The organism is Lentzea sp. (genome assembly GCF_035525475.1).
In the GTDB taxonomy this organism is placed as follows: Bacteria; Actinomycetota; Actinomycetes; order Mycobacteriales; family Pseudonocardiaceae; genus Lentzea.
In genome coordinates, this window is record NZ_DATLEC010000131.1 from 11,897 (window position 1) to 32,169 (window position 20,273).

23 protein-coding genes are annotated in these 20,273 nt (G+C 69.8%); 8 read left to right on the forward strand and 15 right to left on the reverse strand.

The genetic code is table 11. From position 1 onward, the window contains the following. Nucleotides 1-67: 67 nt before the first annotated feature. The 4 genes from VM306_RS21875 to VM306_RS21890 are packed head-to-tail and all read left to right on the forward strand — an operon-like array spanning nucleotide 68 to nucleotide 3,511. The gene (locus tag VM306_RS21875; protein ID WP_325517986.1) at nucleotides 68-748 is read left to right on the forward strand and encodes a response regulator transcription factor; all 681 of its coding nucleotides are present in this window, start codon (nucleotides 68-70) and stop codon (nucleotides 746-748) included. Next, nucleotides 745-2,124 carry an ATP-binding protein gene (locus VM306_RS21880; protein WP_325517988.1) on the forward strand — a complete coding sequence of 460 codons (1,380 nt, stop codon included), beginning with the start codon at nucleotides 745-747 and terminating at the stop codon, nucleotides 2,122-2,124. Before VM306_RS21875 ends, VM306_RS21880 begins: the two co-directional genes overlap by 4 nt. Beyond that, on the forward strand, nucleotides 2,121-2,570 hold the full coding sequence (locus VM306_RS21885; RefSeq protein ID WP_325517990.1) for a GerMN domain-containing protein: 450 nt from the start codon (nucleotides 2,121-2,123) through the stop codon (nucleotides 2,568-2,570). Before VM306_RS21880 ends, VM306_RS21885 begins: the two co-directional genes overlap by 4 nt. An 8-nt stretch (nucleotides 2,571-2,578) precedes the next feature. Beyond that, on the forward strand, nucleotides 2,579-3,511 hold the full coding sequence (locus tag VM306_RS21890; protein WP_325517992.1) for an o-succinylbenzoate synthase: 933 nt from the start codon (nucleotides 2,579-2,581) through the stop codon (nucleotides 3,509-3,511). Here the strand turns inward: VM306_RS21890 and VM306_RS21895 are convergent. From VM306_RS21895 to VM306_RS21935, 9 genes are all read right to left on the reverse strand, one after another. Next, a complete protein-coding gene (locus VM306_RS21895; protein WP_325517994.1) occupies nucleotides 3,499-4,101 on the reverse strand; it encodes a Uma2 family endonuclease in 603 nt (200 codons plus the stop codon). The genes VM306_RS21890 and VM306_RS21895 overlap by 13 nt on opposite strands. Before the next feature lie 115 nt (nucleotides 4,102-4,216). Continuing rightward, a complete protein-coding gene (locus VM306_RS21900; RefSeq protein ID WP_325517995.1) occupies nucleotides 4,217-5,305 on the reverse strand; it encodes a CapA family protein in 1,089 nt (362 codons plus the stop codon). Nucleotides 5,306-5,331: 26 nt separating this feature from the next. Further along, nucleotides 5,332-5,928: an SRPBCC family protein gene (locus VM306_RS21905; protein WP_325517997.1), complete on the reverse strand. Its 597-nt coding sequence runs from the start codon at nucleotides 5,926-5,928 to the stop codon at nucleotides 5,332-5,334. After that, on the reverse strand, nucleotides 5,925-6,749 hold the full coding sequence (locus tag VM306_RS21910) for a xanthine dehydrogenase family protein subunit M (RefSeq protein WP_325517999.1): 825 nt from the start codon (nucleotides 6,747-6,749) through the stop codon (nucleotides 5,925-5,927). The genes VM306_RS21905 and VM306_RS21910 overlap by 4 nt, the downstream gene beginning before the upstream one ends. Further along, complete coding sequence (locus VM306_RS21915; RefSeq protein ID WP_325518001.1) at nucleotides 6,746-9,172, reverse strand: xanthine dehydrogenase family protein molybdopterin-binding subunit; 2,427 nt, start codon at nucleotides 9,170-9,172, stop codon at nucleotides 6,746-6,748. The genes VM306_RS21910 and VM306_RS21915 overlap by 4 nt, the downstream gene beginning before the upstream one ends. Further along, a complete protein-coding gene (locus VM306_RS21920; RefSeq protein ID WP_325518003.1) occupies nucleotides 9,169-9,684 on the reverse strand; it encodes a (2Fe-2S)-binding protein in 516 nt (171 codons plus the stop codon). The genes VM306_RS21915 and VM306_RS21920 overlap by 4 nt, the downstream gene beginning before the upstream one ends. 77 nt (nucleotides 9,685-9,761) lie before the next feature. After that, nucleotides 9,762-10,853 (reverse strand): XdhC/CoxI family protein, encoded by a 1,092-nt coding sequence (locus VM306_RS21925; protein ID WP_325518005.1) that lies wholly within the window; start codon nucleotides 10,851-10,853, stop codon nucleotides 9,762-9,764. Further along, nucleotides 10,846-11,820 carry a vWA domain-containing protein gene (locus tag VM306_RS21930; RefSeq protein WP_325518007.1) on the reverse strand — a complete coding sequence of 325 codons (975 nt, stop codon included), beginning with the start codon at nucleotides 11,818-11,820 and terminating at the stop codon, nucleotides 10,846-10,848. The genes VM306_RS21925 and VM306_RS21930 overlap by 8 nt, the downstream gene beginning before the upstream one ends. Further along, complete coding sequence (locus VM306_RS21935) at nucleotides 11,817-12,647, reverse strand: MoxR family ATPase (RefSeq protein ID WP_325518009.1); 831 nt, start codon at nucleotides 12,645-12,647, stop codon at nucleotides 11,817-11,819. Before VM306_RS21935 ends, VM306_RS21930 begins: the two co-directional genes overlap by 4 nt. A 29-nt stretch (nucleotides 12,648-12,676) precedes the next feature. Between VM306_RS21935 and VM306_RS21940 the strand changes: the two genes are divergently transcribed. Further along, complete coding sequence (locus tag VM306_RS21940; protein WP_325518011.1) at nucleotides 12,677-13,060, forward strand: VOC family protein; 384 nt, start codon at nucleotides 12,677-12,679, stop codon at nucleotides 13,058-13,060. Between the two features lie 83 nt (nucleotides 13,061-13,143). After that, nucleotides 13,144-13,374, forward strand: coding sequence for a PspC domain-containing protein (locus tag VM306_RS21945; protein WP_325518013.1), 231 nt, complete (start codon nucleotides 13,144-13,146; stop codon nucleotides 13,372-13,374). On the opposite strand, the gene VM306_RS21950 is transcribed toward VM306_RS21945, so the two are convergent. The 5 genes from VM306_RS21950 to VM306_RS21970 form a co-directional block, all read right to left on the reverse strand. Then, a complete protein-coding gene (locus tag VM306_RS21950) occupies nucleotides 13,375-14,742 on the reverse strand; it encodes a beta-N-acetylhexosaminidase (RefSeq protein WP_325518015.1) in 1,368 nt (455 codons plus the stop codon). After that, nucleotides 14,739-15,572: a carbohydrate ABC transporter permease gene (locus tag VM306_RS21955; RefSeq protein WP_325518017.1), complete on the reverse strand. Its 834-nt coding sequence runs from the start codon at nucleotides 15,570-15,572 to the stop codon at nucleotides 14,739-14,741. The genes VM306_RS21950 and VM306_RS21955 overlap by 4 nt, the downstream gene beginning before the upstream one ends. After that, entirely contained in the window at nucleotides 15,569-16,453 is an 885-nt protein-coding gene (locus tag VM306_RS21960; RefSeq protein WP_325518019.1) for a sugar ABC transporter permease, read from the reverse strand. Before VM306_RS21960 ends, VM306_RS21955 begins: the two co-directional genes overlap by 4 nt. Nucleotides 16,454-16,455: 2 nt before the next feature. After that, a complete protein-coding gene (locus VM306_RS21965; protein ID WP_325518021.1) occupies nucleotides 16,456-17,733 on the reverse strand; it encodes an extracellular solute-binding protein in 1,278 nt (425 codons plus the stop codon). A gap of 82 nt (nucleotides 17,734-17,815) precedes the next feature. Then, the gene (locus VM306_RS21970; protein WP_325518023.1) at nucleotides 17,816-18,475 is read right to left on the reverse strand and encodes a copper homeostasis protein CutC; all 660 of its coding nucleotides are present in this window, start codon (nucleotides 18,473-18,475) and stop codon (nucleotides 17,816-17,818) included. Between the two features lie 353 nt (nucleotides 18,476-18,828). Here VM306_RS21970 and VM306_RS21975 point away from each other — a divergent pair, with 353 nt between their 5' ends. Together VM306_RS21975 and VM306_RS21980 are read left to right on the forward strand one after the other, a co-directional pair. Next, the gene (locus VM306_RS21975; protein WP_325518025.1) at nucleotides 18,829-19,434 is read left to right on the forward strand and encodes a sigma-70 family RNA polymerase sigma factor; all 606 of its coding nucleotides are present in this window, start codon (nucleotides 18,829-18,831) and stop codon (nucleotides 19,432-19,434) included. 5 nt (nucleotides 19,435-19,439) lie between these two features. After that, a complete protein-coding gene (locus VM306_RS21980) occupies nucleotides 19,440-19,916 on the forward strand; it encodes a carboxypeptidase regulatory-like domain-containing protein (protein WP_414672428.1) in 477 nt (158 codons plus the stop codon). Between the two features lie 172 nt (nucleotides 19,917-20,088). On the opposite strand, the gene VM306_RS41420 is transcribed toward VM306_RS21980, so the two are convergent. Further along, the gene (locus VM306_RS41420) at nucleotides 20,089-20,271 is read right to left on the reverse strand and encodes an Imm1 family immunity protein (protein WP_414672427.1); all 183 of its coding nucleotides are present in this window, start codon (nucleotides 20,269-20,271) and stop codon (nucleotides 20,089-20,091) included. Nucleotides 20,272-20,273 lie beyond the last annotated feature (2 nt).

The following is a 20,273-nucleotide window of genomic DNA, read 5'->3' on the forward strand; positions in this document are numbered from 1 at the left end:
ACGGTCGTTGCGCAACGATGACACGTCCAGAACGTCCTCATGAGACCCGTCGGGAAGGCTGGAGGGCATGCCGCGCGTACTGCTGATCGAGGACGACGAGGCGGTCCGCGAGGGCCTGTCGCTCGCCCTGACCTACCAGGGGCACACCGTGGACGCGGTGCGCACGGGCGAGGAGGGCCTCGAGCTCCTGATGACCGTCGCACCGGACGTCGTCGTGCTGGACCTCATGCTGCCCGGCGTCGACGGCTTCGAGGTGTGCCGCCGCATCCGCGCGTCCGGTGACCTCCCGATCATCATGCTGACCGCGCGCAACGACGACATCGACGTGGTCGCGGGCCTGGAGGCGGGCGCGGACGACTACGTGGCCAAGCCCGCCCAGGCCCGCGTGCTCGAAGCCCGCATCCGCGCGGTGCTGCGCCGCTCGACCGTCTCCGCCGTCGAGGTCGTGGCCGAGCGCCACGGCGACCTGACGATCGACCGCGACGGCCTGGTGGTGACGCGGCTGGGCCGGCCGGTGTCGCTGGCGCCGACCGAACTGCGGCTGCTGCTGGAGCTCTCGTCGTCGCCGGGACGCGTGATGTCGCGCCAGCAGCTGCTGCAGTCGGTCTGGGACCAGGGCTACCTCGGCGACTCGCGGCTGGTCGACGCGTGCGTGCAGCGGCTGCGTTCGAAGATCGAGGACGACCCGGCGGCGCCCCGGTACGTGCAGACCGTGCGCGGCTTCGGCTACCGCTTCGGACCGCTGTGACGCTGCGCCTGCGACTGCTGCTCGCCTTCGGCTTCCTGAGCATCATCACCGCCGTCGCGGTGGCCGGCGCGGGCTACGTCCGTGCGCGCGACGCCATCGTGCAGCGCGCCCAGGACAACGCCGTCGTCGAGATCACGAACCGCGTCGAGCAGCTCTACCCGCTGTCCCCCCGCCCGCTGTCCACCTCCGCACTGGAACGCATCGCTGGCCGTGTCTCCGGCCGTACCGACGCGGCCGTGGCGTACGGCAACAGCCTGTCCGCGGGCGGCATGGACACCTCCGTGATCACGCCGGAGCTGCGTTCCCTGGTGTCGTCCGGGCGAGTGGGCTGGCAACGCGTGCCGTACTCGGGCGGCGTGTGGCTGGTGGTGGGCATGCAGCTGCGGCTGACGTCCGGCGACACGTCGGGCATCGAGGTGTACGTGCTGCGGCCGTTCACCTCGGAGGTCGAGTTCGTGGGCGAGCTGGCCTTCAACGCCTGGCTGATCGGCGGCGCCGGCCTGCTCCTGGCACTGGGCCTGGGTTTCCTGGCCTCGCGGGGTGTGCTGCGTCCCGTCCGCGAGCTGCAGCTGGCGGCCTGGCAGCTCGGCCAGGGCGACCTCGCCGCCCGCGTGCCGGTGCGGGGCCGCGACGAGCTGGCTTCGGTCGCGACGACGTTCAACAGCACGGCCTCTTCTCTGGAGCACTACGTCGGTGAGCTGCAACGCATGGAGGCAGACGCACGCCGTTTCGTGGCGGACGTGTCGCACGAACTACGAACCCCCCTCGCCGCGATGACCGCCGTGACCGACGTGCTGGACGCCGAAACGGCCGCGCTGCCCGGTGTGGGAGGCCAGGCCGCACGACTGGTGAACCGCGAGACCCAGAAGCTGACGCGGCTGGTGAACGACCTGATCGAGGTGACCCGCTTCGACTCCGGCACCGCGGCCCTGGCGCTGGACGACGTGGACGTGGCCGAGGTGGTGCTGTCGTGCCTGCGGATGCGCGGGTTCTCGGCGGACGTGACGGCGTCGCTGCCGCCGGGGGTGCGGGCCCGGCTGGATCCGCGGCGGCTGGACGTGATCGTCGCGAACCTGGTGGGCAACGCTCTCCGGCACGGGTCCTCGCCGGTGACCATCCGGTTGTCGGCTGAGGACTCGTTCCTGGTGATCGAGGTGGCCGACTCGGGGCCCGGGTTGTCCTCGGAGGTGCTGCCGCACGTGTTCGCCCGGTTCTACAAGGCCGACTCGGCCAGGGGCCGGTCCGAGGGCAGCGGGCTCGGGCTGGCGATCGCCTGGGAGAACGCCCGGTTGCACGGCGGCACGCTGATCGCGGCGAACCGGCCCGGTGGTGGAGCTGTGTTCACCCTGCGCCTGCCGCTGGACGGTGAGAAGTGAAGCGTCTGCCGTGTGTGTTGTTGTGCCTGGCCGTGCTCACCGCGTGCGGAATCCGGCCCACCGACCCGATCCCCGGTCTCGTGGCGCCGACCGGCCCCATCGAGGACACCGCGCCGTCCGTCTTCTGGGCCCTCAACGGCAGCGCCGTGCCCATCGGCCGGCCGCAGGGCAGCCTGGCGGGGTTCGACGTGATCGCCCTGCTCGCCCAGGGCCCGACCGGCGCCGAGCAGTCGCACGGCCTGACCACCGAGGTCCCGATCGACGCCGTGCCGGCCACCGTGGACCGGGTCGCCAACGGGCTCGACGTGACCCTGTCGACCGACGTCTCGCAGCTCAGCCCGGTCGCCGTGCAGCAGATCGTCTGCACGCTGCTCGGCGTCCAGCCGGTCGGGTCCGTGACCCTGCGGGGCGGAGGGCATTCGCTGGAGTACCGGAAGTGCGCTTGAATCGGCACGTGCACGTCTACTCCATCCCGATGCGCGCCCGGTTCCGCGGCATCACCCGGCGCACCGGACTGCTCTTCGAGGGACCGGCCGGGTGGGGCGAGTTCTGCCCGTTCGAGGAGTACGACGACGACGAGGCCACGGCGTGGCTCGCGTGTGCGTTGGAAGCCGCTCACGACGGGTGGCCGGCGCCGGTCCGCTCGCGGATCCCGGTCAACTGCACGGTTCCGGTGGTCAGCCCTTCGCGGGCCCACGAGATCGTGGCGCGGTCGGGCTGCTCGACCGCCAAGGTGAAGGTCGCCGAGTCCACCCTGGCCGAGGACTGCGAACGGCTCGAGGCGGTCAGGGACGCGCTGGGCCCGCAGGGGTTCGTCAGGGTCGACGCGAACATGCTGTGGGACGTCGACACGGCCGTCACGGCGATCAAGGCCATGGACAAGGCCGCTCAGGGCCTCCAGTACGTGGAACAACCGTGCCGCACGCTGGACGAGCTCGCCGCGGTGCGCAGGAGGGTCGGCGTGCCGATCGCGGCCGACGAGTCGATCCGCAAGGCCGAGGACCCGCTCAAGGTGGCGGTGTCGGGTGCCGCGGACATCGCGGTGATCAAGGTGGCACCGCTCGGCGGGGTGCGGAAGGCGCTCGAGGTGGCCGAGGCGTGTGGGTTGCCGTGCGTGGTGTCGTCGGCGTTGGAGACCTCGGTCGGCATGGCCGCCGGAGTGGCGCTGGCGGCGGCGTTGCCGGAGCTCGACTACGCGTGCGGGCTGGCGACGCTGCAACTGCTCGACGGGGACGTCACGAGCGACTCGCTCCTGCCTGTGGACGGGTACCTGCCGGTGCTCGCACAAGCGCCCGTGCCGGACCGCGTCGCGGAGTTCGAGAGCGCCGACCAGGGGTGGGTCGACAGGTACGGCCGGGTGCTGCGCAAGCTCAGTCAGCAGAGCTGACTGACCGCGATCTTCACGGGGAACGGCTCGGTGGCCTCGTAGACAGCGAATTCCGCCGGTGCTTCCTGATAACCGGACTCACCCGCGAGGTGCATCGCCGCCAGGGACACCGACCTGGTGGGTTCGATGATCCAGTAGAACGGGATGCCGGCGGCGCAGTACTCGTCGCGCTTGGCCCTGTGATCGGTCCGTTTCGAGCTCGGCGACAGGATCTCCACCACGAGCAGGACCTCGGACGCGCGGAGCAGGCCGCCTTCGCGGTCCACCCGGTCGATCTCGGCCTGTCTCACCACCGCCAGATCGGGGCGCCGCACGAAACCGGGCTGGTCCACTGGTGCCAGTTGCAGGTCGATGTCGATGTCGGGGATCACCCGGTGGCCGTTCGGCACCTGGTCCCGGAGCTGGGCGAGCAGTTCGCCCAGGATGACGTTGTGGCGCGGGCTGGGACTGGGGGTCATGATCAGACGGCCTTCTACCAGTTCTGTGAAGCCGTCTTCGGTCTCTCCGAGCGCGGCGTACTGAGCGACGGTCAGCAGACCCGCCGGAACAGCAGGCAGACGCCTCGAAGGCCTGTCAGGCAGTGTGGTCACCGCGTCTCCTTCCGTCTCAGCCACCTTCGCACAGGTGAGCGAACCCGAAGATGAGCTTACGCAGCCCCACCCAGCAGACCTGCGGTTTTACCGAAAGGTTCAGCCTTTCGAGTGGTCACGGCCGCCCCCTGCTCAGCCCCTGCTGGTTCGCCCCCAGGCTGAACACCACACCCTCGGTCCGTGTGATCGCCTCGGTCCGACGGGGCGTGACCGGAACGCGGGTCAGGTCCACCAGCCGGATCGGCGGCCCCAGCTCGACCAGCGTCGGCGTGTAGGAAGCCTCGGCGACGGACCACCCGCGAGGCCCCTGCTCGAACCTGAACCGCGCGATCGCCCCCTCCTCGGTCACCCCGCGGGGCTCGGCGTGCCGCGCGACCTCGTTCCCGAGCCCGTAGGCGACCCACTTGTCGCCGATCTTCTCGAACGGCTGCACCACGTGGACGTGCGTGCCGATGATCAGGTCCAGCGCCGGGTCGGCCAGCAGCCGGCGGGCCAGCGCCTTCTGGTCGGCGGTCGCCTCGTGCTGGTACTCGTTGCCCCACTGCACGGACAGCACGACCACCTCGGCGCCCGCGGCACGGGCCGCTCGGGCGTCGGCGAGGATCTTGTCGGCGTTGATCTGGTTCGCGCGCCACGGCTGGGGCAACGGGATGCCGTTGAAGCCGTAGGTGAACGACAGCTGGGCCACCTTCACGCCGCCCGCGTCCAGGATCAACGGTGCCGCCGCTTCTTCCGGCGTGCGGAACGAGCCGGTGTGCTTCAGGCCGACGGCGTCCATCGCGTCGAGAGTCGTCTGGATGGCGGGGACGCCCCGGTCGAGCGTGTGGTTCGAGGCGGTCGAGCAGGAGTCGTAGCCGACGTCCACCAGGCCTTTCGCCACCTCGGGCGGTGCCAGGAAGGCGGGGTACCCGAAGAACGGGCCCTCCTTGGGGCCTAACGGGACCTCGAGGTGGCACAGGGACAGGTCGGCCTTCAGCGTGTCGCGGATGCCCGACAACAGCGGCAGGTAGTCACGGCCCGCGGCGCCGCCGTCGGCCGTGGCCTGGTCGGTCAGGGCCGGGTGGATCAGGATGTCGCCGCCCGCGGTCAGCGTGAACGAGCGCGGCGGGGGCGGTCCCGACGAGGGGGCCGGTAAGGGAGCCGAGGACGTGACGACGACCGGGGACCCGGTGCACGCGGACAGCGCGAAGCCGGTGACCAGCACGAACGCTGACCACCGGCCCGCACGCCTCAGCGGTGCCGCCTGCGTCGCAGGACCACTAACAGCACAACGGCCAGCGCCGCGCCCGCAACGGGCAGGACGCGCTTCAGGACCGGTACGCCTGCGGTGTCGATCAGGTCGATCGGCTCGTCGGGAACGACTCGGAGATGCTGCTGTTGTGCCACCTCGTCAGGATCCCCGGAACCCAGCGCGCCCGCCAGGCATTCCGCGAACTGGTCGACGAGCTTGCCGCTGACCTCGGCGATCAGGCCGCGGCCCAGCTGGGCGGGCCGGCCGGTGACCGCCAGGTCGGTCTCCACGTCGACGGTGTCGCCCACCTGGAACGTCACCGTGGCCGACGCCGTGCCGTTGCCCCGCGCGTCCTTGCCGGCGGCCTTCATCACGGCGCGGCGCAGCACCGGGTCGACCTCGACGAACTCGCCGGAGCCCCGGTACAGCAGCTGCACGGGGCCGAGCCTGACCTTCACCTCCCCGCTGAACGTCCTGCCCTCGACCGAGGTCAGCGTGGCGCCGGGCAGGCACGGCGCCACCCGCTCCGGGTCGAGCAGCGCCTCCCACACCTCCTCTGCCGGGCCGGGTGCCGCGAACGAGTGCGTCAACTTCATCCCGCTACCGCCGCCGTCAGGGCACGGCCGGTGAGCACGCGGGCGAGGTTGTCCTTGTAGCTGTCACCCGAGGACGCCCGCAGAGCCGCCGACGAGATCACGTCGGCCGACGCCGGCTGCCCGACCAGCGCGGACTCCACGTCCACCGCCCGCACCGGCCCGGAACCCACGTTGGTGAGCCCCACCCTGGCGGCCGTGATCGAGCCGTCGCGGACCTGCACGGCCGCCGCGACGGCGACGATCGACCACGCCTGCGCGACCCGGTTGAGCTTCTCGTAGTGCGCGCCCCACCCCGTGTACTTCGGCACCCGCACGTCGACCAGGATCTCGTCGGGTGCCAGCGCGGTCGTGAAGTAGTCGACGAAGAACTCCGCCGCCGGCACCTCACGACGCCCGGACGGACCAGCGATGATCATCACCGCGTCCAGGGCCAGCGCGGGGGCCGGCAGGTCGCCCGCCGGGTCCGCGTGGCACAGCGAGCCGCCGAACGTGCCGCGGTGCCGCACCTGCGGATCGGCCACCGTGTCCGTGACCAGCTTCAGCAGCGACGCGTGGTCCTGCACCAGGTGGTCGCGCTGGATCTCGTAGTGGGTGGTCATGGCGCCGATCAGCAGCGAGTCGCCGTCGTCGCGCACGCCGGTCAGCTCGGTCAGGCCGCCGATGTCGATCAACGCCGTGGGCGCCGCCAGCCGCATGCGCAGCACCGGCACGAGCGACTGGCCGCCCGCGATGACCTTCGCGTCCTCACCCTCCTCGGCGAGCATCCGCACGGCTTCGTCCACTGTGGACGGCAACAGGTACTTGAACTCCGCCGGGATCACGACTGCCCTCCCTGCGCGTCGATGGAACCGAGCCCGCCCGCCGCCACGTCGGCGGCGCCGGGGTCACCACGCCCCTGCAACGCGGTCCACACGCGTTCCGGTGACATCGGCATCTCGATGTCGCGGACGCCCCTGTGCCGCAGCGCGTCCAGCACGCTGTTCACCACGGCCGGTGTCGACGCGATCGTGCCCGCCTCGCCGACTCCCTTGGCACCCAACGGGTTGGACGTCGCCGGGGTCGTGGTGCGGTCGGTGATGAACGACGGCAGGTCGGCCGCGCAGGGCACGAGGTAGTCGGCGAGGGTGGCCGTCGTCAGAGTGCCCATCTCGTCGTGGGTGGCCTCCTCGTACAACGCCTGCGCGATGCCCTGCGCCAGTCCGCCGTGCACCTGGCCGTCGACGATCAACGGGTTCACGACGGTGCCGACGTCGTCCACGGCCACGTACCGGACGATCTTGACCATGCCCGTCTCGGTGTCGACTTCCGTTGCGCACAAATGGGTTCCGTGCGGGTACGAGAAGTTGTCGGGGTCGAACGTGGCGTCGGCGTCCATGCCGGGTTCCATGCCCTCCGGCAGGTCGTGGGCCACGTGCGCGGCCAGCACGACGTCGCCCAGCGAGCGCACGGTGGACGTCCCGCGCACGGAGAACGACCCGGCCGCGAACTCCACGTCCGCCTCGTCGCACTCCATCATGTGCGCGGCCAGCGTCCGCGCCTTGGCGAGCACCTTGTCCGCGGCGTGCACCAGGGCGGTGCCGCCCACGGCCAGCGACCGCGAGCCGTAGCTGTCCATGCCCTTGTGCGACGTGGCGGTGTCGCCGTGCAGCACCTCGACGTCCTCGAACGGCACGCCGAGCTTGTCCGCGACGATCTGCGACCACACCGTCTCGTGGCCCTGCCCGTGCGGTGACGTCCCGGTGATCACCTCGACCTTGCCGGTGGGCAGCATGCGGATCGACGCGGTCTCCCACCCGCCGGCGCCGTACCGCAGAGCGCCCAGCACCCGTGACGGCGCGAGGCCGCACATCTCGGTGTACGTGGAGATCCCGATGCCGAGCTGGACCACGTCACCATCCGCACGACGGCGTGATTGCTCCTCACGCAGTGCTTCGTAGTCGAACAGCTCCATCGCGCGCGCCGTCGCGGCCTCGTAGTCGCCGGAGTCGTAGGTGAGCCCGGCGACCGTGGTGAACGGGAACTCCTCGTGCTTGATCCAGTTCATCTCGCGGACCTTCATCGGGTCCATGCCGAGCTCGACCGCGAGCTCGTCCATCATCCGCTCGATCGCGAACGTGGCCTCCGGCCGTCCGGCGCCGCGGTAGGCGTCCGTCGGCACCTTGTTCGTGAACACGTTGGTGCACACGAACCGGTAGGCCGCGAACTTGTAGATCGCGTTGAACATGAACGCGCCCAGGATCGGCACACCCGGTGTGACCAGGCGCAGGTACGCGCCCATGTCGGCGAGCAGCTCCACCTTGAGGCCGGTGACCGTGCCGTCGCGGCGGGCCGACAGCGTGACCTTCTGGACCTGGTCGCGGCCGTGGTGCGCGGACAACATCGACTCGGTGCGCGTCTCGGTCCACTTCACCGGACGGCCCATCCGCCGCGCCACCAGCAGGCACAGCAGCTCCTCCGGCGTGACCTGGAGCTTGCCGCCGAACCCGCCGCCGACGTCCGGCGCGATCACGCGGAGCTTGTGCTCGGCGATGCCCGTGACGGCCGAGAGCATCCAGCGCAGGATGTGCGGGATCTGCGTGGCGGACCAGACGGTGAACATGCCGGCGCCCGAGTCCACGACGACCGACCGCGGTTCCATGAACGCCGGGATCAGCCGCTGCTGCCGGAACGTCCGCTCGATCACGACGTCGGCGGAGGCGATCTCGTCCTCGACGTTCGTCCCGCTGCCCGCCTCGGCGGAGTCGTAGACCCACGTCGCGCACCTGTTCGTGCCGAGGTCCTCGTGAACGAGGTCGTTGTCCCGCAACGCTTCTTCCATGTCGAGCACGACCGGCAGCTCGTCGTAGCCGACGTCGATCTCCGCCAGCGCGTCCGCGGCGTGGTAAGCGCTGTCGGCGATCACCAGCGCCACCGCCTCGCCGGCGAAGTTGACCCGGTCGACGGCCAGCGCGGGTGCGGCAGGCGCCTTCATGTCCTCGGTGATCGGCCACGCGCAGGGCAGCGACCCCTGTTCGGCGGCGAAGTCCTCACCGGTGAACACCACGGCCACGCCGGGCATCACGGTCGCGCGGCTGACGTCGATGTTCGTGATGCGGGCGTGGGCGACGGGGCTGCGCAGGACAGCCATGTGCAGCATGCCGGTGAGCTGGATGTTGTCGGTCCACCTGGTCTGACCGGTGATCAGCCTCGCGTCCTCCTTGCGGAGCCGGGCCTTTCCCACCTCGGGTCCGGCGGTGGCGGTCATTCGCCACCTACCGCGTGCGGGGTCCGCTGCTCGATCTCCGGACCGGCGCCGGGCTTCATGCGCTGGGCGGCGTCCTGGACGGCGCGGACGATGTTCTGGTAGCCCGTGCACCGGCAGAGGTTGCCCTCGAGTCCCTTGCGCACGGTCTCGTCGTCGGGATCGGGTTCGTCGGCCAGCAGGTCGATCGCCTGCATGATCATGCCTGGTGTGCAGAAACCGCATTGCAGGGCGTGGTTGCTGTGGAACGCCTCCTGCACCGGGTGCAGCTTGCCGTCGCGAGCGAGGCCTTCGACGGTGGTGACCTCGTGCTCGTTCGCCTGGACGGCGAGCATCTGGCACGACTTCACGCTGTGGCCGTCGAGGTGGACGGTGCAGGCGCCGCAGTTGCCGGTGTCGCAACCGACCACGGTGCCGGTCTTGCCGAGACGCTCTCTCAGGTAGTGCACGAGCAGGAGGCGGGGTTCGACCTCGTCGGCGTGTGTCACTCCGTCGACGTTGACCGAGATGTGCATGAACCCTCCCAGTGGTGGGTGATCATGTGACGAGGGCCACTCCAGCCTCCTCTCCGCGTGCCTGTTCAACAACCCGATCAGTGGTGTATCGGTTCACCAAGATCGACCAGACGTCGGCCGGATCCGTTCCACCGCAAGGAGATGATCTCCGCGGCGATCGACACGGCCGTCTCCTCCGGAGTCCGCGCGCCCAGGTCGAGGCCGATCGGCGAGGCCAGCCGCGCGAGCTCGTCCTCGGACACACCCGCTTCCCGCAGGCGCTGCGAGCGGTCCTCGTGCGTGCGGCGCGACCCCATCGCTCCGATGTAGCCGACCTTGAGCCGCAACGCGACTTCCAGCAACGGCACGTCGAACTTCGGGTCGTGCGTGAGAACGGCGATGACCGTGCGTTCGTCGAGCTTGGACGCTTCGCGTTCCAGGTACCGGTGCGGCCAGTCCACGACGACCTCGTCCGCCTCCGGGAAGCGCGAGCGCGTCGCGAAGACCGGCCGTGCGTCGCACACCGTCACGCGGTAGCCGAGGAACGCGCCGAGCCGGGCCATCGCGGCGGCGAAGTCGATCGCTCCGAACACGAGCATGCGCGGCGGCGGTTCGAACGAGTTGACGAACACGCTCATGCCCTCGCCGCGGCGCTGACCGTCCGGTCCGTACCGCAGCACGCCGCTGCGGCCGGACGCCAGCATCCCGCGCGCGTCGTCCGTGACGGCGTCGTCGATCCGCGACGATCCCAGGGTGCCGTCACGCCGGTCCGGCCAGATGACCATGCGCCGACCGATGCCGTCCGGGTGCTCGACGACCGTGGCGACGGCCACCGGTTCCTCGGCGCGAACGGTCTGCACGACCTCACCGAGCTGGGGGAACGACGAGGAGTCGATCTTCTCGACGTAGATGTCGATGATCCCGCCGCACGTCAGCCCGACGGCGAACGCGTCGTCGTCGCTCACCCCGTACCGCTGCAGGACGGGGTCGTCGGTGGCCTGCGCCAGGTCGTAGACGGCACCCTCGACGCACCCGCCGGACACGCTGCCGACCGCCTCGCCGTCCTGCGTCACGAGCATCGCCGCGCCCGCCGGCCGGGGTGCCGAGCTGAAGGTGGCGACGACCGTGCCGACGCCGACGGTCTCGCCGTTCGCCACCCGGTCCGCGAGGTCGAACAGGACATCACGCATGGCGCACTTCCTCCAGCAGTTCTTCCAGCGCGTGCACGCTGTGGCCCGCGACCATCCTGTCGACGTGCGGGAGCGCGGCCACCACACCGCTCTGCACCGGCCGGTAGCCCGGCTTGCCCGCGTGCGGGTTGGCCCAGATGACCTTGTGGCTCACCCGCCGCAGCCGCGCCATCTCGGCCGCCAGCAGGGCCGGGTCGCCGCGCTCCCAGCCGTCGGTGAACAGCACGACCACCGCACCCCGTTGGCGCCACTGCTGGTTGAACCGCCGCAGCGCGTCGCCGAGCCGGGTGCCGCCCTCGAAGTCCGGGATGGCGCGTCCAGCGGCCTTGACCGCTCGCTCCGGGTCGCGTTCTCTCAACTGACCGGTGACGCGGGTCAGCCTGGTTCCGATCGTGCGGACCTCGACGGGCATGGCGTGCGCGATCACGTGCGCGAACCGCAGCAACGCGTCGGAGTAGGCGGCCATCGAGCCGGAGACGTCGATCAGCAGCACGAGCCGCCGGGCCTTCACGCCTCGCCGGCGGTGCCGCGGCAGGGCGATCTCGCCGCCGTTCTCGATCATCGCGCGCACCGTGCGGGCCAGGTCCAGCCGTCCCCTGCGGGCCCTGCGGAGCCTGCGCGAACGCCGGCGCGGCGGGAGCGGCCTCAGGCTGGCGATCAGCGGTGCCGCGTCGAACTCGGAGATGTCCTTGTGCTTCAGCACCTCCACGTCGGACGCGGCCACGCCGACGGTCATCGAGCCGAGCTCGACGGTCGTGCGCCGGCGGGGCGGGGTGCCGCCGAAGCAGGCGCGGAACGCGGCGTCGTAGCGCGGCAGGTCGTCGGGGTCGGCGCACAACGTGAGGCGGCCGGCCCAGTACAGGTCGACGTGCTCGGTGGCCCGCAGGAACGCCTGGACGCGGTCGGGCCCGCACGGGAGCCCTGCGCCCCGCAGGACGCTCGTGAACCCGACGCAGGCCTCCGTCATCCCACGATTGTGCTCCCGATCACGCGTTCCGCGTCCTCCCGGTATTTCAGGACGGCGCCGAGGGTCGTCGCGTCCGGTTCGGTGCGGCCGAGCGCCTGCAACGCACGGGCCCAGTCCAGCGATTCCGCGACGCCCGGCGGTTTCAGCAGGTCGAGGCCGCGCATCTGCCGCACGGCCTCGGCGACCTTGAGCGCGAGCCGGTCGTCGAGACCGGGCAGGGTGCGGCGCAGGATCGCGACCTCGCGGTCGAGCGAGGGGTGCTCCAGCCAGTGGTAGAGGCAGCGGCGCTTCAACGCGTCGTGCACCTCGCGGGTCCGGTTCGAGGTCAGCACCGCGAGCGGGGGCGTCGTGGCCCTGATCTCGCCGAGCTCGGGGATGCTGACCGCGTTCTCCGACAGCACCTCCAGCAGGAACGCCTCGAACTCGTCGTCCGCCCGGTCGACCTCGTCCACGAGCAGCACGCACGGCGCGTTCTCCAACGCCTGCAGCAACGGCCGCGCCAGCAGGAACCGTCGCGTGTAGAGCGAGGCCTCGTCCACCTCGCCCCGCGTCTCCAGCACGCGCAGGTGCATGAGCTGACGCGGGTAGTCCCAGTCGTAGAGGGCCTGCGTGGCGTCGATGCCCTCGTGGCACTGCAACCGGATCAGCGGCACGTCCAGCGCCTTGGCGAGCGCCAGCGCGAGGGACGTCTTGCCGGTGCCGGGTTCGCCTTCGAGGAACAGCGGCCGGCCCATCGCGACCGCGAGGAACGCCGCCGTGGCGATCCCGCCGTCGGGCAGGTACCCCGCGCGGTCGAGCCCTGACGCCAGCTCCTCAGGGGACTCCATGAGCCTCAGGGTACGACTAACCTGGACGGATGGGGTCGATCAAGAAAGTCCAGATCACGTTCGACTGCGCGGAACCCGTGCGCGTTGCGGAGTTCTGGTCCCAGGTCCTCGGGTACGACGCGCCGCCGGAGAGCGACGGCTCGTGGTCCGCGGTCGCCGACCCGGCGGGTGAGGGCCCGCGGTTCTACTTCCAGCGCGTTCCCGAGAGCAAAGTCGTCAAGAACCGGGTGCACGTCTGCGTGCGGACCGGCACCGGACTCGTCGGTGCCGAGCGCCTCGCCGTGCTCCAGGCCGAGCGCGCCCGGCTGGAGGCGATCGGCGCGGTGTGCGTGCGCGTGATGGAGGCCGACGAGGAGAACGAGTCCTGCATCGTCATGCAGGACGTCGAGGGCAACGAGTTCTGCCTCGACTGACCCTGGGGTCGCCGCCCCGGATCAGGGTCGGGTTCGGGGTGGTCACCGATGTGCCGGAGCGCGAGACCGGCGAATCTGGGTGCATGACGAACAACGTGCTCAACGACGCGACAGCCCAGGTCAAGAAGCTCCGCCGCAGCCGCAGCGACAAGATGCTCGCCGGCGTCTGCGGCGGCGTCGCCAAGATGATCGGTGTCGACGCCGCGATCCTGCGGATCATCCTGGTGGCGGCGACGCTGCTCGGGTTCGGCACCGGAGCGATCCTCTACGCCGCCGCCTGGATCCTCATGCCCGAGGACGAGCCGGCCGTGTGATCACCGTGGGAAACCGGGGACACCGGGTAGCCGTTGCCAGGGGTGGGGTCCGGTGAGGGGCCGGTACTCCACCCCCAGTGCGTCGAGCCGCGGCAGGTGGTGCTCCCGGAGCCGTTGCAGGAAACCAGGGTCCTTCTCCGCCGGGGACCACACGACCTCGGCGAACGCGGCCAGCCTCGGGAACGCCGCGTAGTCCACCCGCCGGGCCGAGTCGAGGTGCTCGGTCCAGATGTTCGCCTGCGCGCCCAGCAACCGCCCGGGTTCGTCACCCGTGAGGCCTTCCGGCACCGGCTCCCACGCGTAGACGTCCTCCAGCGTGGTCACCGTCCCGACCGGGATCGGCTCGTCGGGCGAGTCCGACTGCCGGTAGTCCAGGTACACGAACTCCTCGGGACACATCACCACGTCGTGGCCGTCGCGCAACGCCGTGATGCCGCCCTCGACGCCGCGCCAGGACGCGACGACCGTGGTCGCCGGCAGCGGGCGCGAGTCCAGGACCTCGTCCCACCCGTACGGCCGCCTTCCGCTGCGCACCAGGTGTTCCGCGATCGCCCGCACCAGCTCGCCGTCGTGGCCGGGGGCCTCGTCGCCGCCGAGCCCGATCACCTCGGACGGGAAGACGTCCATCAGCTCGTCGAACACGTTCCGGTAGAAGTCCACTGTGGACTCGTTCGTGTTGAGCACGCGTTCGTTGATCCCCCAGTCCGTCCAGACCCCGCCGCCGTGCACGCCCAGCTCCGGGTACGCCGCGATCGCCGCCTGCGAGTGGCCGGGGATGTCGATCTCCGGGACCACCGTGATGTGCCGCGCCCGCGCGTACTCGACGATCTCCCGCAGGTCGTCCTGCGGGTAGAAACCGCCGTGCGGACGGCCTTTCAGACCGCCGGAGCGCCGGTCGCCGAACCGCGAGTCCTCGCGCCACGACCCGACCTCGGTGAGCTTCGGGTAGCGCTTGCACTCGAAGCGCCAGCCCTGGTCGTCGGTGAGGTGCAGGTGCAGGACGTTGAGCTTGTGCACGGACAGCAGCTCGACGTACCGCAGCACCTCCCGCTTGGGCAGGAAGTGCCGCGCCACGTCGAGCATCACGCCGCGCCACGGGAACCGCGGGTGGTCGACGACCTCGCACGCGGGGATGACCGCCGGTTTCGCACCGGCCGCCCGGAACGCCTGAGCGCCGAGCAGCTGCCGCAACGTTTGCAGCGCGTTCATCTCGCCTTCGGCGTCGTGCGCCTCGATCAGCACGCCGTCGTCGGACGAGACGAGCCGGTAGCCGCCGGGCGGGCCGTCGACGAGGACCGTCTCCCAGCCCTGGTAGTCGCAGAGCTTCCCGCCGTCCACGTAGGACACCGGGCGCGGCAGGAGGTTCATCCCTTCACCGCCCCCGCGAGCCCGGACACGAGACGGCGTTGCACTAGCACGAAGAAGATGAGCACAGGGATGGTCATCAGGGTGGAGCCCGCCATGATCGCGCCCCAATCGTTCTGGTCGGGTTTGACGAACACCTGGAGAGCCAGCGGCAGGGTCTGGTTCTCCACGGCCGAGATGATGAACGTCTTGGCGAAGAGGAAGTCGTTCCAGGCGTGGATGAACGACAGCACGCTCGTCGCCACCAGGCCGGGCGCGACGAGCGGGAACAGCACCTGCCAGAGGAACCTCAACCGCGAGGCGCCGTCCAGGGTGGCGGCCTCCTCCAGTTCCACCGGCACCGCGGCGACGAAGCCCCGCAGCATCCAGATCGCGAACGGCAGGCTGAAAGCGAGGTGCACCAGCACGAGCGAGCCCAGGTGGTTCAGGCCGAACACCGGAACGCTGTCGCCGACCGACCGCATCAGGAAGAACAGCGGCACGGTCAACGCCTCGACCGGCACCATCTGCACGACCAGCAGCATGATCAGCAACGTCGTGCGGCTGCGGAACCGGAACCGGGTCAGCGCGGTCGCCGCGAGGAACGAGATCAGGATGCTCAGCGCGACCACGATCAGCGCGACGATGACGCTGTTCATGAAGTAGCGCCCGAAGTTCGCGACGGTCAGCGCCCGCGTGAAGCTGTCGAGCGTCGGCCGCGTCGTCCACGGCACCGGGTCGGCCGAGATGATCTCGTCCTCCGGCTTGAACGCGGACAGCACCATCCAGAACAGCGGGAACGCCACGACCGCGGCGATGATGAGGACGAAGCCCTCCGTCAGCCAGCGCCTCACAGGACCTCCCCCGACCGCCGCAACGCGCGGAGGTAGAACATCGTGATTCCCAGCAGCAGCACGGTCATCACGACACCGATGGCCGCGCCCAGTCCGTACTCGGACGCCGCGAACGCCTGCTGGTAGGCGTAGACGTTGAGCACGAGGTTGCGACCGGCGATGCCGCCGCCGTTCGTCATCACGTAGATCTGCGTGAAGACCTTGAAGTCCCAGATGATCGACTGGATCGTCACCACGAGGATGATCGGCTTCAGCAGCGGGAGCGTGACGCTCCACGCCGTGCGGAACGCCGACGCGCCGTCCAGCGCGGCGGCCTCCAGCACCTCGCCCGGGATCGCCTTGATGCCCGCGAAGAGCGTCACCATGACGAACGGGAACGAGCACCAGATCACCTGTGCGGCGACGAGCCCGAAGGCCGTCCACTTGTCGAACGTCCAGGAGAAGCCCTGGATGCCGAGCACCTCGTTGACGAACCCGAAGTTCGCGTCGAACAGGAAGAGCCAGATCGTCGAGCCGGCGACCGCGGGCGTGGACCACGCGCCGAGAGCCGCCAGGAACAGCGTCATCCGGACCCAGGTGCGCACCCTCGTCGCGAGGATCGCGAGGACCGCGCCCACCAGCAACGTGCCGACCACGCAGACCGCCGCGAACGCGACGGTCTGCCCGAGAACACCCCAGAACTGCTGGTCCCCCAGCAGGTTCTGGTAGTTGCCGAGACCGAGGAACTCGAGCGGCGCGCCGCCGCTGACCTGTTCCTGGCCGTAGTCGTAGAGCGAGATGAGCACCAGCTGGTAGATCGGGTAGGCCAGCAGGCCCGCGAGCACCAGCAGCGCTGGAGTCAGGTAGGCGAACGCCGTCCGCCCCTGACCTTTGGACGTCACGCTCACGACGTGAAGGCCGCGTTCATGGTCTTGGCGGCGTCGGCGGTGGCCGTGTCGACGTTCTTCGCGCCGGTGACGACCTCCTGGATCATCGTCGGCACCACGGTCTGCGCCTCGATCTTCGCCCACGCCGGGGTGACGGGGACGAACTTCGTGCCGGCCTGCAGGGTCTTGGTGAACGGCTCCAGGAACTTGTCGGAGTCGCTGACCTGCTTCTGCACGTCGCCGAACGTCGGCAGGTTGCCCATCGCCGTGTACATCTTCTGCTGGTACTTCTTCGAGGCGAGCAGCTGCGTGAACTCGTTGGCGAGCGTCTTGCGCTGCGTGCCCTTCATGACGCCGAGCAGGTTGCCGCCGGCGAACGCGGGGGCGATCGACCCCTTCTCCTTGCCGGGCAGCGGGACGACGCCGTACTTGCCCGCGGCGCTCGACGCGTCGACGGACTTGCGGTTGAAGTCGCCGCCGATGGTCATCGCGGCCTTGCCGGCCCGGAACGCCTCGACGCTCGCGTCACCGCCGTTGCCCGCGCAGGCGGAGGGCGGGCAGATGTCGTCCTTGATCAGCTCGGTGTACTTCGCGACACCGGCCTTCGCCTCGGCGCTGTCGATGGTGGCGGTGAACTTGCCGCCCTCGGACCTGGCGAGGTCGCCGCCGTTGGCCCAGATGAACGGCAGTGCCGCGAACAGGTACTTGCCGCCGGCCGAGATGCCGATCATCTCGGGCTTCTTCTGGCGGATCTCCCGCGCCGTCGTGGCGATCTCGTCCAGCGTCGTCGGCGGCTTGAGGCCGAGCTCGCTGAACACGTCCGTGCGGTAGTAGAGCGCGCGGACGCCGACGAACCACGGCACGCCGTAGGTCTTGCCGTCGACCTTGGCCGTGTCGAGGATCGAGGGGACGAGGTCCTTCGACTCGTCCCACCCGCCCAGGTCGAGCTCGGAGAAGCCGCCGGCGGAGACGTAGCCCGCGAGGTCGGTGTTGCCGAACTCGGCGACGTCCGGGGCGCTCTTCGGGTCGCTGAAAGCGGCCTTGAAGCGTTCCGCGCGGCTCGCCACCTGGATGTACTGCACGTCGACCGTGACGCCGCTGTGCTTGCCCTGGAACTCGGAGATCGCCTCCTTCACCACGGCTTCCTTGGGGCCGCGGTTGACCTCGTCGAACAGCCACACCCGCAGCTGCCCGGTCTGCTCGTCCGTCCCGGAGCTCGTCGGCCCCGACTGCACCGGTGCGCAGGCGACCACGGCGCCCACGCCCAGCACGGCCACGAAAGTCCTCAACCGCATCGTCGCGCCCTCCACGTTGCGTATGTTGCAACAGCTATTTCACAGGAAGCAACGTGACTGTAGAACGGTCCGGAGCAAGGGTCTAGACCAGACGAGTGACCCATTCCCTGACAGACGCGGCGTCGACGGGTGAGTCCCACCCGGACGGACGGACCGCGCTGCCGACGTGGAAGCCCGTCACGCCCGCTGCCAGCAGTTCCGGGACGTGCCGCTGCTGCAGGCCGCCTCCGACGAGCAGGGCGGGAGGTGTCTGGGTCGTCAGTTTCTTCAGGTTCTCGAGTCCGTCCTCGACCCCCCTGGGGCTGCCCGCGGCCAGGACGGTGTCGCACCCGAGGGCCTGCACGGTCGTCCAGGCCCGGAAGACGTCGTTGGAGTTGTCGAGAGCGCGGTGGAACGTCCAGGCACACCCCTCCAACTCCGCCAGCAGGTTGAGGGTGACGCCCTCGTCGACCTCACCCCCGGCGTCGAGGAATCCGAGCACGAACTCGGTGGCGCCCGCCTCGCGCAGCTCCCACGCCTGCCGTCGCAGCTGCCTGAGGTTGCCCGGCGCGAACCCCTTGGCATCCCTGAGCATCACGCGAACGGGGATGTCGACGGCCTTGCTCACCTCCTTGAACGTGGCGGCCGAGGGCGTGAGGCCGTCGGAGGCCATGTCGGAGACGAGCTCGAGCCGGTCGGCGCCACCCTCCTGGGCGGCAACGGCGTCCTTCGCGGTGAGTGCGATCACTTCGAGAATCGACATGGTCTAGACCATATCGGTCTTTGTCATGTGCTTTCGCGAATTGGGAGCCGAGTCGCGGTTCGGCGCGTCAGAGGGCTGTATCTGCTCGCCTGAGTTCCGCTCTTTCTGAATGAGCGCTGTGCACAGGCGGGGAGCCACGTCAGCCGGTTCGAGGGGTGCCGGCTGGCGCACGCTCCCGACACCGGCGGCCCGTGATGCGGAGGGGGGATCACGGGCCGTTGGCATGCCCGGGAAAGATGAGGTCAGCTTGGCGGTAATGCTGCTCCAATCGAGTGAATTTTGTATCTACCGCCCAGTTAGCCCTTCATGAGTTGGCGGACGGCGCTGACAGGGCGGCCGATCGGAGGTGCTGCATGGACGAGCTGCACACGGCGGATGACCGTCCGCCGTGGGACGGGCTTGAAGGCACCGAACGACACGCGGTGTGCCTGGCGGCGGCACGCGAGGGAAACCGGGATGCGCTGGACATCCTGGTGACCGAGCTGAACACGCTGCTGTGGCACGTGGCCCGGGGCCAAGGCCTCGACAGGGCGGCCGCGGAAGACGTCGTGCAAACCGTGTGGCTGGCGTTCTTGAAGAACATCGAGAACATCAACGAGCCAAAAGCCCTGGTCGGCTACCTGGTTGTCACCACGAGGCGTGAAGCACGCCGAACTTGGACACCCAACAAGCGTGAGACGCACCTGTCCGACGAATTCGCCGAACAGCTCGAGTCCGACACCGGCCTGCCCGAGGACGTGACGCTGATGGACGACCGCGACCGCCGCCTGTGGCTCGCGTTCGGCCGCCTGACCACGAGGTGCCAGGAACTGCTCAGGCTCACCGTGCTGGCGGGCCGCGCCGAGTACCGAACGGTCGCCGAGGCGCTCGCCATGCCCCACGGCAGCATCGGTCCGACCAGGGGACGGTGTCTGACACTGCTGCGCAACTACCTGGAGACGGAAGGAGGATCGCGGTGAACGAGATCGACCCGCGCGACGACCGCAGGGGCCATGAGGACACCGCAGTCCTCTCCGAACTGAACAGGCTCGTGGACGAACTGGACCCACCGCCCGCCGATCTGGTGGACCGCGTGAAGTTCGCGATAGCCCTGGAATCCCTGGACGTGGAGGTAGCGCGCTGGGAACGGGCAGGCTCGTTCGCGGGGGTGCGCGGCGGCCAGACGGGCACGATCACGTTCACCGTCGACAACCTGACCCTGATGGTGAACTTCACCTCGACCGGGTCCCGCCACCGCATCGACGGGTGGCTGGTGCCGGCCGGGGAGCACGAGGTGGAGGTCCGGGTGGCCGATCACAAGTCGTCCTGCACCCGGGCTGACGACGGTGGCCGGTTCGTGCTGCCCGATGTGCCGGCTGGGACCACCCAGATCCTGGTGCATCTGGTGAACTCTCGTGGGGAGCCCGGGCGGACCGTGGTCACGCCGACGATCATGCTGTGATTGGGATTTACCGGACTTGCTGGGTTTACTGGGGATTTCTGGGGTTCTTGGGGTTTGCCACGCGTTGAGCCGTCGGGGGGCGGCTTGCGTTGGTGGTTTCTTGGGCATCGTCGACGCTTCGGGGTTCATCGCCGCTTCGCGTCGATAGCGATTGGGGCTTGACTTCGGGGCCCTAGCGAGGCGCTTCATCGGGCGGACAAGGCCGGACGCTCCGCGCCCGCCCGATCCCGGCAAGGTCCACGCAAGTCGGGCGCTCACCTGTCTGGTGGAATTCCTCCAGTGCCGCGAAAATGCGATCGATCGGGATTGCCGCATTCGCCGGGAATGGCGTCCTCGTGTCCGTGTCGATGTACAACG

Excerpts from the sequence above, each read along its gene's own strand:
- VM306_RS21970 (WP_325518023.1), bottom strand. The coding sequence starts at position 18,475 with ATGTCGATTCTCGAAGTGATCGCACTCACCGCGAAGGACGCCGTTGCC.
- VM306_RS21905 (WP_325517997.1), bottom strand. The coding sequence starts at position 5,928 with ATGAAGTTGACGCACTCGTTCGCGGCACCCGGCCCGGCAGAGGAGGTG.
- VM306_RS21975 (WP_325518025.1), top strand. The coding sequence starts at position 18,829 with ATGGACGAGCTGCACACGGCGGATGACCGTCCGCCGTGGGACGGGCTT.
- VM306_RS21965 (WP_325518021.1), bottom strand. The coding sequence starts at position 17,733 with ATGCGGTTGAGGACTTTCGTGGCCGTGCTGGGCGTGGGCGCCGTGGTC.
- VM306_RS21950 (WP_325518015.1), bottom strand. The coding sequence starts at position 14,742 with ATGAACCTCCTGCCGCGCCCGGTGTCCTACGTGGACGGCGGGAAGCTC.
- VM306_RS21930 (WP_325518007.1), bottom strand. The coding sequence starts at position 11,820 with ATGACGGAGGCCTGCGTCGGGTTCACGAGCGTCCTGCGGGGCGCAGGG.
- VM306_RS21940 (WP_325518011.1), top strand. The coding sequence starts at position 12,677 with ATGGGGTCGATCAAGAAAGTCCAGATCACGTTCGACTGCGCGGAACCC.
- VM306_RS21915 (WP_325518001.1), bottom strand. The coding sequence starts at position 9,172 with ATGACCGCCACCGCCGGACCCGAGGTGGGAAAGGCCCGGCTCCGCAAG.
- VM306_RS21925 (WP_325518005.1), bottom strand. The coding sequence starts at position 10,853 with ATGCGTGATGTCCTGTTCGACCTCGCGGACCGGGTGGCGAACGGCGAG.
- VM306_RS21945 (WP_325518013.1), top strand. The coding sequence starts at position 13,144 with ATGACGAACAACGTGCTCAACGACGCGACAGCCCAGGTCAAGAAGCTC.
- VM306_RS21935 (WP_325518009.1), bottom strand. The coding sequence starts at position 12,647 with ATGGAGTCCCCTGAGGAGCTGGCGTCAGGGCTCGACCGCGCGGGGTAC.
- VM306_RS21920 (WP_325518003.1), bottom strand. The coding sequence starts at position 9,684 with ATGCACATCTCGGTCAACGTCGACGGAGTGACACACGCCGACGAGGTC.
- VM306_RS21875 (WP_325517986.1), top strand. The coding sequence starts at position 68 with ATGCCGCGCGTACTGCTGATCGAGGACGACGAGGCGGTCCGCGAGGGC.